General features: G+C 50.8%; 13 protein-coding genes. 1 reads left to right on the forward strand and 12 read right to left on the reverse strand.

The window, feature by feature from the left end; all coding sequences use genetic code 11:
- Positions 1–22: 22 nt before the first annotated feature.
- Together trpE and AWQ23_RS03565 are read right to left on the reverse strand one after the other, a co-directional pair.
- Positions 23–1543: an anthranilate synthase component I gene (trpE, locus tag AWQ23_RS03560; RefSeq protein WP_062436486.1), complete on the reverse strand. Its 1521-nt coding sequence runs from the start codon at positions 1541–1543 to the stop codon at positions 23–25.
- A gap of 215 nt (positions 1544–1758) precedes the next feature.
- Complete coding sequence (locus AWQ23_RS03565; protein WP_012306311.1) at positions 1759–2187, reverse strand: photosystem I reaction center subunit II PsaD; 429 nt, start codon at positions 2185–2187, stop codon at positions 1759–1761.
- Positions 2188–2503: 316 nt separating this feature from the next.
- Between AWQ23_RS03565 and AWQ23_RS03570 the strand changes: the two genes are divergently transcribed.
- Entirely contained in the window at positions 2504–3388 is an 885-nt protein-coding gene (locus AWQ23_RS03570; RefSeq protein WP_062432588.1) for an alpha/beta hydrolase, read from the forward strand.
- Between the two features lie 22 nt (positions 3389–3410).
- Here AWQ23_RS03570 and rimK read toward each other — a convergent pair whose 3' ends face one another.
- The 10 genes from rimK to dnaJ form a co-directional block, all read right to left on the reverse strand.
- Positions 3411–4316, reverse strand: coding sequence for a 30S ribosomal protein S6--L-glutamate ligase (gene rimK / locus AWQ23_RS03575; RefSeq protein WP_012306313.1), 906 nt, complete (start codon positions 4314–4316; stop codon positions 3411–3413).
- The gene (locus tag AWQ23_RS03580; RefSeq protein ID WP_012306314.1) at positions 4313–4771 is read right to left on the reverse strand and encodes a RimK/LysX family protein; all 459 of its coding nucleotides are present in this window, start codon (positions 4769–4771) and stop codon (positions 4313–4315) included. Before AWQ23_RS03580 ends, rimK begins: the two co-directional genes overlap by 4 nt.
- A gap of 44 nt (positions 4772–4815) precedes the next feature.
- Complete coding sequence (locus AWQ23_RS03585; RefSeq protein WP_062432589.1) at positions 4816–5598, reverse strand: ABC transporter permease; 783 nt, start codon at positions 5596–5598, stop codon at positions 4816–4818.
- A gap of 10 nt (positions 5599–5608) precedes the next feature.
- Entirely contained in the window at positions 5609–6142 is a 534-nt protein-coding gene (locus tag AWQ23_RS03590) for a DUF4330 domain-containing protein (RefSeq protein ID WP_062432590.1), read from the reverse strand.
- A gap of 81 nt (positions 6143–6223) precedes the next feature.
- The gene (locus tag AWQ23_RS03595; protein ID WP_062432591.1) at positions 6224–6745 is read right to left on the reverse strand and encodes a hypothetical protein; all 522 of its coding nucleotides are present in this window, start codon (positions 6743–6745) and stop codon (positions 6224–6226) included.
- A gap of 91 nt (positions 6746–6836) precedes the next feature.
- A complete protein-coding gene (locus AWQ23_RS03600) occupies positions 6837–9047 on the reverse strand; it encodes an ATP-binding protein (protein WP_062432602.1) in 2211 nt (736 codons plus the stop codon).
- Positions 9048–9200: 153 nt separating this feature from the next.
- Positions 9201–10589, reverse strand: coding sequence for an IctB family putative bicarbonate transporter (locus AWQ23_RS03605; RefSeq protein ID WP_062432612.1), 1389 nt, complete (start codon positions 10587–10589; stop codon positions 9201–9203).
- Positions 10590–10635: 46 nt separating this feature from the next.
- Positions 10636–11733 carry a small ribosomal subunit biogenesis GTPase RsgA gene (gene rsgA, locus AWQ23_RS03610; RefSeq protein ID WP_062432621.1) on the reverse strand — a complete coding sequence of 366 codons (1098 nt, stop codon included), beginning with the start codon at positions 11731–11733 and terminating at the stop codon, positions 10636–10638.
- Positions 11709–11963, reverse strand: coding sequence for a sulfurtransferase TusA family protein (locus AWQ23_RS03615; protein ID WP_062432624.1), 255 nt, complete (start codon positions 11961–11963; stop codon positions 11709–11711). Before AWQ23_RS03615 ends, rsgA begins: the two co-directional genes overlap by 25 nt.
- Positions 11960–13087, reverse strand: a complete 1128-nt coding sequence (dnaJ, locus tag AWQ23_RS03620; protein WP_062432627.1) for a molecular chaperone DnaJ — start codon at positions 13085–13087, stop codon at positions 11960–11962. Before dnaJ ends, AWQ23_RS03615 begins: the two co-directional genes overlap by 4 nt.
- Positions 13088–13127: the final 40 nt, after the last annotated feature.

Below are 13127 nucleotides of genomic sequence, written 5' to 3' on the forward strand. Positions count from 1 at the left end.
ATTCCCTGTCCCCCAGACGTCATTAAACTTGAAGGCAGCGAATCGCTTCCAACATCCCCCTGGCCTTATCAAGGGTTTCTTGGTATTCCCGCTCTGGTTCGGAGTCTGCGACGATGCCCGCGCCCGCCTGGACAAAAACCTGGTGCTGATTCCCCTGCGATCGCACGATCATGCTCCGGATCGTAATCGCCGTATTCAGTTGGCCTTCAAAGTCGTAGTAACCGTAGACGCCAGAGTAGGGGCCGCGCCGTTCGGGTTCTAGTTCATTGATAATTTCTAAAGCGCGAATTTTCGGCGCACCGCTGACTGTTCCAGCGGGGAAACAAGCCTGGAGGAGATTCCAAGCAGATTGGTCGGGGGCTAAATCTCCCATCACATTACTCACGATGTGCATCACGTGGGAATAACGTTCGATGATCATCAAATCCCCAACCGTCACCGTACCTTTTTCGCAGACGCGACCGAGATCATTGCGGCCCAAATCCACAAGCATCACGTGTTCAGCGATTTCCTTAGGGTCGGCCAAGAGGTCTTTTTCTAACGCTAAATCCTCAGCTTGGGTTTTCCCCCGGCGTCGCGTGCCCGCAATCGGTCGGAGCATCGCCTGGAGTTTTCCGTCTGGCGTTTGCTCGGCTTTGACCATAATCTCTGGGCTAGAGCCGATGAGTTGCCAATCCCCAAAATTGTAAAAAGACATGTAGGGAGAAGGGTTAATCAGGCGCAGGGAACGGTAGAGATCAAAGGGATGGCCTTCGTAGCTTGTTTGAAGCCGCTGGGACAGCACCACCTGAAAAATATCTCCGGCCTTAATGTATTCCTTTGCCTTGGCGACGTTCTGGCAAAACTGTGCTTGGGAAGTGTTGCTTTCGTACTTGAGGGCTTCCCCATCTGGGTTGGCGAGCCATTCTAAGGGTTTGGCGGCAACGGGCAAAGGCAACTTGAGCTTGAGGACTAATTTCGTCACGCGATCGCAGGCATTTAGGTAGGCTTCTTCTAGGGGCACCGCCGGATCCCGCAGGTCAGCATAGGTGATGACCCAAATCTTGCGTTTAACTTGGTCAAAAATAATCAAGCTATCAATTTGCATCCAGAGGCCATCGGGTAGATCCTCTTCTTGGCGTTCGTACACTGGCACCCGTGGCTCGATCCAGCGCATCAACTCATAGCCCCACATCCCAAATAGACCACCAATCCCCGGTGGTAATTCCGGCAGTTGGACAGGCTTAATGCTGGCGAGACATTGGGCCAACACATCAAAGGGGTTGCCGCTAAATTCTTGGACGGCCCCATCACGGAATTTTTGCGTGGTGCGATCGCCTTTATTTTCTAAGACCCAAACCGGATCGCAACCGAGGAAACTATAGCGACCAATATTTTCGCCCCCCTCAACGGACTCCAGCAGAAAATTGTAGGGTTGATCTGCACAAACCTTGTACCAAGCCGACACTGGTGTTTCGAGATCCGCCACCCACTCCTGATAGACCGGAATAAAATTACCCTGTTGACTGAGATGCCGAAACTGCTCGAAATCAGGAAAAATCATAGGAAATGCGTCGGTCGCCTGGGGCACATGGAGGGCCGCTGGGACGGTAGATAAAAGTAAAAATAGAGCTAGACACAAAGAAGCGGAAGCCTTTTGTTCAGCTTTTCATCATAACAGACTTTCCTCATCGGTCTGGGCTAATCGCCGCCACCAAGAAAGCCTTCATAACTCAAACTAAAACTGTCAACTTCCGCCCGAACTGTTGTGGTAAAAATCTAGGCTTCGTAGGGGGCCACACCAGAAAACTTCAGGGTTGCCGGTTCGGGGTTGCTCCCGATATTGCGGTCAACTTTCCCTTTGTATTCGCGACCTTCGTTTACCTTCTCAGAAGGTACACCATCGAGAGGATAGAGGAACTGAGTTTCGCCGGAGGGGAAGACACGGTAAATCTTATAGTCGGTAATCTTGGGCTTAAATTGTGTTTTCAGCTGAGTCCCGAGGGCAAGGCACTGTTCCTTGCGGGCAAAGTACATGAGGTTATCGCCTTCGTTCATGACCGCTGCACCACCGGTGGGCAGTTCAAAAACCTGCTCTTTTGCGCTAGACCAGGTGATGGCGTATTTTTCCTCCCGTTCAGCAGCGGCGAGTAGACCACCCGTGCTGCCACCGAATTTCGGTGTTTTTCCAGTAAGCTCGTTAGACATGCTCAAAAATCTTTATTAAATAAAGGGTGTTTCGCAAATGCTATCACCAGACCCCTACGCCATAGATCAAGTGTCAAGAACTGTAACAGTTATTTTCTATTTGTAAGGGAAGCAGACAGGCAAATTTATCATCCTTTAGGGACTGTTTTGGTGGGAATGGCCCTAGGGGCAAAAGTTTCTGGCAAAAGCCACTAGAATGCGAGAAAATCCCCTTTTTTCCACTGCAAAACCGAGGCTTAGTAGAAGGTGAGCATCCGTTGTTTTTGGAATTTTTGGGTTAGGGGATGGGTTGAACCCAGCAGGTTAAAAAACATCTATGGCAGAAGAATTTTACAAAGGTGGACAACGGGCTTGGTTCCATGATCAGGGCCATTGGGGCGGTTTTTTCCATACCTATGATCAGTTGCAACTCAAGGGTTTTGGGGCGTATTTTGATCAACCCCGCAAAATCCATGTCTTTTTACCACGAGATTATGAAGTAACTGGCGATCGCCTGCCCGTACTTTACTGCAACGATGGCGACCATATTTTTTTCCCCGATGGGGATTTTGGTCAATGTTGGCAGGTGGCAGAACGCTTGAGTCGGCTGTACCTGCGGGAGCAATTGCAAAAACTGATTGTCGTGGCCATTTGCCCCAATGATCATGGCTACGAATATTCCCACGTCCCGGATCAAAGCGGCGGCTTAGCCGATTACAGCCGTTATCTTGCCAAAGGACTGAAACCCTTTATCGATGAGCAATACCGCACCCAAACCGATCAAACGCTCATCGTCGGTGCTGCCCAAGGCGGGTTGGCTGCTTTTTACACGGCTACCCAGCACCCCCGCCAGTTTCCCCAAGTGGCCGCTTTATCCCCCTCTTTTTGGCTGGGACTGGAGGCAAACCCAATGTCCATAAATGGTTTAGATGGAGCTTTTAAAATATCCCTTGAAAATTCGGCGTTGGTTTTTGCCGCGACTCCCGTTTTGAGCAATCCTGAATTGCGCCCCAAAATTTACCTAGACTGGGGTTTAATGGCTGATGCCCAGCACCAGGAGGCACGGGCGAGATTACGGGGCCAAGAAATGCGATCGCTTTTAATCGAAGAGTTCCAATACCAAGAAAATGTGAATCTTTTTACCCTTGAAGATCCCCTTGGTCGCCATGATGAACTTACCTGGGGCGATCGCCTTGAGACAATTTTGCAGCTTTTCTTCTAGCTTGTGAGCCACAACCTGACCTCTAATACTGAATGCGATCCGTAGTTTTCCCAGGAGCGGCATTCTTTTCGAGATATTCAATAATTTTTCCGGCCACATCAACCCCGGTGGTTTTTTCGATGCCTTCTAATCCTGGTGAAGAGTTAATTTCCATCACCAGAGGCCCGTGGTTTGAGCGCAACAAATCCACCCCAGCAACCCGCAATCCCATCGCTTTAGCGGCCCGGACAGCGGTACTACGCTCTTCGGGGGTGAGTCGAACTTTGTCCGCTTTGCCGCCCCGGTGCAAATTAGACCGAAATTCTCCCTCTGCACCCTGGCGCTTCATTGCCGCCACGACTTTCTCGCCCACCACGAAACAGCGGATATCCGTGCCCTTGGCTTCGGCGATGTATTCTTGCACCAAAATGTTGGCATCCAACCCCCGAAAGGCTTCGATCACGGATTTGGCGGCCTGGTGGGTTTCCGCGAGCACCACACCAATACCCTGGGTGCCTTCTAAAAGTTTAATGACCACGGGGGCACCACCCACGGTTTCGATGAGGCCATCAATGTCCTGGGTCGCGTGGGCAAAACCTGTCACCGGGAGTCCAATGCCTTTGCGGGCTAAAATTTGCAGCGATCGCAGTTTATCGCGGGACCGAGAAATCGCCTGGGATGTATTGGCACTAAACCCTCCCATCACTTCAAACTGACGCACCACCGCCGTACCGTAAAAGGTGGCCGATGCCCCAATGCGAGGAATAATCGCGTCAAAATTTTCTAACCGCTGCCCCTGGTAAATGACAAAGGGTTGGTGGGAAGTGATATTCATGTAACAGCGCATGAAATTAATCACCTGGACGTCGTGGTGGCGATTTTCGGCGGCTTCCCGGAGACGACGGGTGGAATAGAGTTTTGGATCTTGGGAGAGAATGGCAATTTTCATGGTTGGTGGGGATGATCCGGTTGGCTTTGGAGAAAAGATTTGCTCACATCAACGAGGAATCGTTTGCGCAGGGCCTGGCGTCCAAGGAGCATCCGGTAACCCATTAAGGAGCGATTGGTGAGGTTGAGTTCAATGAGCCAACGGTGTTCGCCTAGTTGAACATGGGTTTCGATGACGGGCCGCAGTTGCTTTTGGCCATTGGAACTTTTGATGCTGCGGTGTTCGACCAAAGGGGCTTCTATGGTAACGGTGTCATGGATATTGTGCTGGTGGGGGTGAATTTGGAAACGAACCATCTCGCGATCGCCTTGATGAAAATAGTGAATGCGGGTGGCATGGATCGAGGAGGAGCCAGCACCGGTGTCAATTTTGGCGCGAATCACGGGGATCTGAAAATCCGGGAGCGCCACACATTCTCGCCAACCAATGGTCGATAGGATGGGTTTTCTTTTCATACAACGGCAGTCTAGGAGACAAAGTTTAAATTCTTGCTAAGGCTTCAGCTAGAAGCACTGGTATAAAACCGTAGGGCAAACCGCCACACCACATTAGACAATAACAGCAGCAGCAGGCCTAAACAACCGGCACCAGCAATCCACCCCAAGGGCGATCGCCCCAACATGGTTTCCGCAGGAATGGTCGTTAAAAAAACAATGGGGACAATGAAGGTAAAGAAAAAACGAAAGACCCCCGGATAGGCCACAATCGGGTAACGTCCGGCCTCAAGGAAGCCCCGCAGCACCTCGGTGACATTATAAATTTTCACAAACCAGATACTCGTTGCCCCCAACATAAACCAGAGGCTGTAGAGGATCAACATCCCAAACCCAATGGGAACCAGGCTCAACACATAATTGAGCGGTGACAGACCCAACCGCAGCCCGATGTAGATCAAAATTCCCAGTCCTAAAACTAAGTCAGGCAAGCCCCAGGGGGAAATCATCCGCGCCGAGAGCCAAAATTGACTACTGATGGGCTTGAGCAGCACAAAATCGAGGGTGCCTTCCTGTACCTGTTGGACGATCCGGTTGAGATTCGGCGAAAAAAAAGTATTGGCCACCCCCTGCAAGAGGGTAAACATGCCCACCACCAACATCGCCTCTTGCCAAGTCCAACCGGAAAATTGATACCCTGTGCGGTAAAACAAAAAGAGGCTGAACAGGCTGCCCGCCAAATTCCCCACACTACTGAGGGCCGCAATGAAAAAATTTAAACGATACTCCAATTCGGCGGCGATCGCCGTACTCCAAAACAGTCCTAAAATGCGCCAATACTTGCCCATGGAGTCGAGCCTATTTCTCCACTGCCCGGATATCAATCACGCTGCCATTGAAATCGTAATTAAACCCCTCAAGGCGCAGGGTATGGCCAATTTTGACCTTGTTGTTGCCAAAAACATAGCCATTATCTGTTTTCTGGGCTTCGCTGGTTAACACAATCCGAAAATCCCCAATATTCTGCACCTCAGGACGGGGATCATTCAACGGTAAAACAGAGCCGTCCGGCTGGGGCACAGGGGTTGTCCGGGGTAAAAGCTCAATGGACTTAATGCCGACATTGGCAAAGGGTTGATTGCGGATCACGATGGAGGTAGTTTCAGACCCTTGAAATTCTGCCACAAAGGTCTCTGGGGACTTCACACTCAGGCCCCGCACCAGGACTTCCACCTCGATCGCTTCCATGGCTGACCCAATTTGGGCCACGGAACCCGAACGACCGGGGAGGAAAAAAATACCAAAAATTACGCCAAGAATGATCAGAAGCGCCCCCAGATCGAGGATGCTCACTTTGCCGAAAAGACGCCCTTTTGAATCCAACAGAGCCATATGTTTGTGGAAATACACTAAAAGTTTTTTTACCCTCCACATTATAGGGGAGGTGGCCGCCGTCCCCCGATAAATTCGCCCTTAACCGTCTTGGGGAGGGGACATCGGCAGCGGCGATCGCCCAACTTCCGGGGAGGCTTGTCTCTGTATTTGAGGCCGTCGTCGGGACTGTTGATAGAGTCGGTAAAGGGCATAGGTAAATAGGGAAGGCCCCACCAAAGCACAAAGCACAATGACTCCATAAATCCAGAGGGGTAACACGGACGGTTCTCCCCCAGGAGAATTCGTCTGAGCATTAGTCTCGGCGGGTGGCGGCGTTGTTGTTGCCGGAGGGGCGTCCGCACCACTGACCGTTTGAGATGATGGGGATTCCGTTTCCTCCAAAACCCGCGCCGCTGTCTGGGCTGGCAATTGTCCCAAAAGACTATCCACCACCGGAATCGGCACCCGAGGATTGACCAGGGTTGCGAAGCCCACACTTGTGAGGGTTAACATCGCCAAGCAACTACCACCCAGGAAATAAGCGCGACCATGGTGGGTTTTAATGAGTTGTTTAAAGGTGATCAGGCGAGGCGGTTGTTTTTTCGGGGAAGTAGAAGCCATCGGCGGTGACAAAATTTAAAGATTAGTAGCCTTTAGGCCAAGGGGATTCAAACAAGGTAATCGCTGATAACTTCAGCATAACGAACTGGATTTAGGACGGGGAGGTTTGTGATTTTGGGTGGACGTCAACGGGATGCAAAATTTCCCTATGTTGCTCTAAATGATGGGCAACCTTACCTAGAAGTTCCTCCAAAGAGACCGGGTGATAAATAATGTCATCACAAGCTAACCGCGAATGCTCATCTTGCTGATTTTGAAAGATATCAGCGGTAATCACGATGAGTTTTGGGTCTTCGGTTAGGGGGACTGTTTGGAGCTGTTGTTGAATATTGCTCAAGATCTCCGCACCATCGACGGAGGCCAGTTTCAGGTCAACCAAAATTAGGTCTGGTGTCCATTGTTGCCATGGGTGATTAGAGATTGCTTCCATGGCGATCGCCTGGGTTTCGATACCAGCCCTGGCCAGTCGCTGACAGAGTAATTCCCGCTGCTCGACTTGATCCTTGAGGAGCAAAATTTTGGGCGATCGCCCCGTGTGTTCTCCAAAAGCCTGAATTGAAATGTCTGCTTGATCTTTTTCTGGCGAAGCGAGGGACAGCTCAAACCAAAAGCAACTACCCTGATTTTCTGCCGTTGTTACCCGGATCTCTCCCCCCATGAGCTGTACCAACTGCTGACTGATGGCGAGGCCCAGGCCTGTACCTTGGCGCGAACGGATTCCTGTGCTGGTTTGCTGAAAAACCTGAAATAATTTGTTCTGCTCATGTTCTGGGATGCCAGGCCCCGTATCAATTACGGCAAAGTGTAAGTTCTGTTGGTGGGCATCATAGGTAATTTTGAGGGTAACGCGACCCACCTCAGTAAATTTAATGGCATTACTCAAGAGATTAATTAAGACTTGCTTGAGCTTTTTTTCATCGAGGTAAATCACCTCCGGTACATTGGCATCACGCTCAAAGATCAGTTCTAGTTGCTTTTGTTTCGCCGCAAGGACAACAAAATCGTAGATAACATTGAGAGCTTCAACGAGATTAAAGGCTTCTCGAAGGATGCTGGTCTCCCCGGCCTCAATTTTTGAGAGGGAGAGAATATCGTTGATCAGGTTCAGCAGGTGCTGGGCACTCTGGGTAATGATGTCGAGGGATTCGAGTTGATCGGCAGTGAGGTTAGTATCCCCCGTGAGTAGCTCCGTAAACCCCAAAATGGCGCTGAGGGGTGTGCGGAGTTCATGGCTCATATTGGCCAAAAATTGACTTTTTGCTTGGTTTGCCTTTTCTGCTTCTTCCTTGGCTGCCTGTAGGGTTTCTAGGAGTTTGGCCTGTTGGAGGGCCACACCCAGTTGGGTAGCGATCTGCCGCAGCATTTCGATTTCCTCGGTAAGCCAGGTGCGGGGGGCGTTGTTTTGGTAGATGCCGAGGAGTCCCCAAAGGCGATCGCCTAGGAAAATCGGTAGGGTGATATAGGCTTTGGCTTGGAAGTTTTCGAGGAGCTCGATGTAACAGGGAGGAAACCCGGCTTTGTAAATATCATGGACTGCCCGGTAGGTATTGCCTTGACGATAAATCCCCCCCTGGGTTTCCTGGAGATAGGTATCTTCTACCCAGCCCGGTAGCTCACTTTCAAAAACTTTGACAATACAACGGTCATCACGCACTGCGGAATATTTTAGGAGTTCACGCTGTCGCGCACTGGCGTCATTCATCAGCGATCGCCATTGGGGAGACATGGCCTCAGCCACAAAGTGACCACTCCAGTCGGGGTTAAACTTGTAGATCACCACCCGGTCGCAGTGCAGGGCATCATGGATTTCCTTGGTTGTGCTCTGAAAAATTTCGTTGAGGTTGAGGGTACGACGAATCCGATTGATCACGACGCGAAGAATTCTTTGGCGGGTGATTGTCCGTTGCAGTTGCTCGGTTTGGTTTGACCACAGGGCTTGGAGATGTTTGTGGTTAAGTTGTTGTTGGACACGTTTTTGTAATTCGGTGCTGGTGCAGGGCAATAGCAACACATCATCGGCCCCAAACGAGAAAGCTTCGGCCCGGGTTTGGGCATGGATATCCGTGGTGGTAATAATCAGGGGGATATCGCGGCTGTGCAGATCACTTTTGAGCTGGGCAAACAGTTTGCGCTCCGGACGGGACACAAAATCGAGGTTCACAATGATCAGTTCTGGATGATTGGCGATCGCCAAAGCCGACAGATGGGCGGCGCTGGGGGCAACCTGCACTGCGGCAATACCCCGGAGGGTCTCCAGGAAAAATTCAAGGAAATGGGCTTGGTGCTCACCGACTAAAATCATGACAAAATTGCAAACCTCAGGGCAGGAGATAATGGGAAGAAAAATCAGACCGCTCCTCTCCAAAGAGCAGATGCAGATCAAAATTTCAGGCCGCACGCTGAAACCACGGGACAAAAAGTTCCCCGGTAGCTCAGCCAGAAAAAATAATCGAGATTAAGGGCTGGGGTTGTCTCTTCCAGTGGGTTGGCACTGGGGGATCTGGGCGGCAATAATGCCCACCATCAACCACCAGAGGGTATTGACCTGGGGACGATACCAAACGGTATCAAAGAGGCCCTGGATCAACAGTCCTGTCATCGCGGCGATCGCCCCAACTAACCATAGTCCTTCTATTTTATGCTGGGACTGAAAGTCTTTAAGGCTTTGTAAAGCTTGGCTAAAGATATTGATCAGCAACCACACAAATGTGGTCAAACCCAGTAAACCAGTTTCCACAGCGGTCTCCAGAAAAATTGAATAGGCACTCAGGGCCGAAAAACGACTTTCCATATACTGGGGGTACACCGCATTAAAGGCATCATGGCCTGGCCCAATCCCCAACAGGGGGCGATCGCCAATCATCCGCAGTACCGCCAACCACACATTAATCCGGAAATTATTACTACTATCGCCCCGCCAGGAAAAAATACTCAGCAACCGTAGGCGAATGGCATCAACGCCCAATACCGCAATGAGTAGTAACCCCGCCCCAAAGCCGAAACACAAGGGCAGCAACCATTTACGCCAAAAAGGACTGAGGCGATCGCCATACCAACTGTAGAGTAATAATCCCCCCACAACGGCCGCTCCCACCATCGCCAGCCAGCCCCCCCGACTATCGGTAAAAAATAGGCAAGCCGCATTGGTTACAAACATGACCGCTGCTAAAGTTTTCTGGATCTTGGTGCGCCAAATCAGCATCGCTACGCCACTAAAGGCGATCGCCCCCAGGAGATAACCCGCCAAAAGATTCGGGTTGCCTAGGTAACTGTAAACCCTAGTATCGTTGGCAAACTCCGACAAAGGATCGTTCCAGGTGGCCAACTGTTCTACCCCAAAAAATTCCTGACGAATACCATAGCCGCTCACCACCAGGGACACCATTAAATACACCCAAATGACCGCCGCGAGAATTTTGGGCGATCGCAGTACCCGGGCACAAAACGCAAAGAAAATCAGATATAGCAACAACTGCACCAACCCAGACAGGGCCGCCCCCTTAACCGGCGACAAGACCGTGGCGATCGCCGCGATGCCCCCATATAGTGCAACCAAAAGATGAATTCCTGTCACTTGTCCCAGGGGCAGATCAGACAGGCTTAGCAAAATCCAATAGCCCGCACAGGCCAACAGCAAAAATCCGATTAAGGTTGTCGAGACAAAGGGCGCTGCCACCAACAATACACAGAGAATCATTGCCCCCAGGGGTTCTGCCCATTGCAATAGCCAACTGCCGCCCCGCCAGCCCTGCAAAAGTCCAAACACCCGGTAACTGACACTGGCCCTTAACCAAGGCTCAAAGGGAAAGCGCAAAAAGAGAATCTGCTGCCACACTGCCGCCATGAACCATCAACCTCAGTATTGTGTAACTGTTCATTGTAAAAGAGATTTAGCCGTCGTCGTTCCCATACAACTCATCGAGGGATTGCTTTTCGTATAAATCTTTTAAATTTTGGTGCCGTTCCCGCCGGGAAGTTCGTCGATATTTTTTGGTCGCTAGTTTCGGCTCATGGATTTGTTTGCCCGCCGCTGTAATTTTGACCTTGAGGTGATCTTCTTCATCCCGTTGCTGCTGCTGGATCTCACGGTAGGCGATCGCCTCTTCGAGAAATTTTTCATAGATCTCATAGCGTTCCCAATTCCGTCCCACCGCGCAGTTGGGTTCCTGCAGGTGTAAACAATCCTTAAACTGGCAATTTTCTTGTTTGAGTTGGGCACGAATCTCTGGGAAATATCCCCCCAACGCCTGGGGCAGCACCGACCAATCCGGCTGATTAAACCCAGGACTATCGGCCAAAAGTCCCCCCTGGGGCAGTGGAAATAATTCCACATGGCGGGTTGTGTGTCGTCCCCGCTGCAATTTGCCTGAAACTTCGCCCACCCGTAGCTCCACCTGGGGAATTAAGCGGTTGATCAGACTTGATTTTCCCACCCCCGAAGGCCCAGCCACCACGGTGATTTTATCCTTAAGACTAGCTTCTAGGGCGGCAATGCCAGCATCCTGGAGCACACTAAAAAAGACAGCCCGATAGCCCCATTGTTGGAGGCGTTCAGCCCAGGTCTGTTGTTCTTTTTTAGAGAGTAAATCTTGTTTATTAAGACCCAATAATAACGGCAACCCCGTTGATTCTGCTTTGATCAAGAAGCGACTCAGTTGCCAGGGATCAAGGGATGGTTCCGCTAGGGCAAACACCAGTAAGAGTTGGTCAGCATTGGCCACAGGGGGGCGATCTAAAACGGTGCGGCGGGATAAAACCTGGGCGATCGCCCCCCGTCTATCTTGAAAATCAACTTCTTCAACGATGACCTGGTCTCCCACCATGACCCGTTGACCAATTTTTTTTAAGCGGGCTCGCCTTGTACAGAGCAAATGTCCTGCCCCAGCTTGGAGTTGCACATGGTAAAAGTTTGCCTGAACCGCCGTTACGGTTCCCTGGCAGTTCTCTGGGACTAAGCCACCACTCATGTCGCCGGACAACGTACCCATAATACGTAGTGGCCCTCCGGTTGGGCGATCGCCTTTTCTACCAAATACCCTTCCATCGTCAAACTATCAGGCACTTGCTCCATGGGTTCCCCCGCATCGAGCCACACTTCGAGCAAGGTATTGGCGGCCATTTTCTTGAGTTGTAACTTTGTGCGCACAAAATTAATCGGGCAGGGAGTCCCCCGCAAATCTAACCGTGCGTCTGCCTCTAATGCTTGCGGATTGCTCATTTGTTATGGAATAGGTTCCCCAATAACCCTTCAAAACCACCTTTACTGTGTTCAGTTCCCTTTAATTTCGCCAGTTGGTGCAACAGTTCTTTTTCTTCTCGACTTACTTTCGTCGGAATCACGACTTTTACCGTGATTAGATGATCACCACGGCTCACTGGATTACCCAGTTTAGGCACCCCTTTTCCTTCCAACGTAAGCACTTTATTGGGCTGTAAACCAGCCGGAATCGTCAAATCTTCTGTACCATCAACGGTTTTAACCTTTACCGTATCCCCAAGAATTGCCTGGAGATAGCTAATTTCAATTTCCGAGAGGATATTTGTACCGTCGCGACGAAACTCTTTATCCGCATTGACGGCTAAGTAAACGTAAAGATCCCCAGGGGGGCCACCTTTAACGCCAGCATCGCCTTCCCGTGATACCCGCAGCCGTGTGCCACTATCAACCCCGGCAGGAATCGTGATTTTGAGCTTTTTGGTTTCTTGTTTGCGACCAGCACCACCACAGGATTCACACTTCTCGGCGATCACTTGCCCTTCCCCATTACAGGTTGGACAGACAGAAACTTGAGCAAAACTACCAAAGGGAGTCCGGGTCGCCCGCCGCACTTGGCCAGTGCCATTACAAGTGCCGCAGGTATTTGCCGAAGTACCAGCCTTTGCTCCAGAGCCACTGCACGTTTTACAGGTCTCTAGGTGGGGAATACGAATTTCCTTTTCGCCCCCAAAAATCGCTTCTTTAAAGTCGAGCTTTAGGTCTAGGCGGAGGTCATCACCCCGCATCGGCCCACTGCGTCGGCGGCCGCCCCCGGTGGCACCAGTGCCCATACCACCAAACCCGCTGAAAATGGTCTCAAAAATATCAGCAAAGCCGCCCATGTCGCCATAGTCAGCCCCAGCCCCAGAGACACCAGCTTCACCAAAGCGATCATAGCGGGCTCGGGTTTCCGGTTCCGAGAGGACTTCATAGGCGCGATTAATTTCTTTAAATTTTTCTTCGGCCCCAGGGTCTTTATTAACATCTGGGTGATATTGACGAGCTAGACGACGATAAGCCCGCTTGAGTTCATCTTTCCCACAATCACGGGAGACACCAAGAATTTCGTAAAAGTCGCCTGCCATAAACCTTTTCTAATAACGAGCACAATCTAGCCTTTACCAA

This window comes from Picosynechococcus sp. PCC 73109, from assembly GCF_001521855.1.
Classification (GTDB): domain Bacteria; phylum Cyanobacteriota; class Cyanobacteriia; order Cyanobacteriales; family MRBY01; genus MRBY01.

Coding starts and splice junctions, on each gene's coding strand:
- trpE (WP_062436486.1), bottom strand. CDS start 1,543: ATGATTTTTCCTGATTTCGAGCAGTTTCGGCATCTCAGTCAACAGGGT.
- dnaJ (WP_062432627.1), bottom strand. CDS start 13,087: ATGGCAGGCGACTTTTACGAAATTCTTGGTGTCTCCCGTGATTGTGGG.
- rsgA (WP_062432621.1), bottom strand. CDS start 11,733: ATGGGTACGTTGTCCGGCGACATGAGTGGTGGCTTAGTCCCAGAGAAC.
- AWQ23_RS03615 (WP_062432624.1), bottom strand. CDS start 11,963: ATGAGCAATCCGCAAGCATTAGAGGCAGACGCACGGTTAGATTTGCGG.
- AWQ23_RS03565 (WP_012306311.1), bottom strand. CDS start 2,187: ATGTCTAACGAGCTTACTGGAAAAACACCGAAATTCGGTGGCAGCACG.
- AWQ23_RS03585 (WP_062432589.1), bottom strand. CDS start 5,598: ATGGGCAAGTATTGGCGCATTTTAGGACTGTTTTGGAGTACGGCGATC.
- AWQ23_RS03570 (WP_062432588.1), top strand. CDS start 2,504: ATGGCAGAAGAATTTTACAAAGGTGGACAACGGGCTTGGTTCCATGAT.
- AWQ23_RS03600 (WP_062432602.1), bottom strand. CDS start 9,047: ATGATTTTAGTCGGTGAGCACCAAGCCCATTTCCTTGAATTTTTCCTG.
- rimK (WP_012306313.1), bottom strand. CDS start 4,316: ATGAAAATTGCCATTCTCTCCCAAGATCCAAAACTCTATTCCACCCGT.
- AWQ23_RS03590 (WP_062432590.1), bottom strand. CDS start 6,142: ATGGCTCTGTTGGATTCAAAAGGGCGTCTTTTCGGCAAAGTGAGCATC.
- AWQ23_RS03605 (WP_062432612.1), bottom strand. CDS start 10,589: ATGGCGGCAGTGTGGCAGCAGATTCTCTTTTTGCGCTTTCCCTTTGAG.
- AWQ23_RS03580 (WP_012306314.1), bottom strand. CDS start 4,771: ATGAAAAGAAAACCCATCCTATCGACCATTGGTTGGCGAGAATGTGTG.
- AWQ23_RS03595 (WP_062432591.1), bottom strand. CDS start 6,745: ATGGCTTCTACTTCCCCGAAAAAACAACCGCCTCGCCTGATCACCTTT.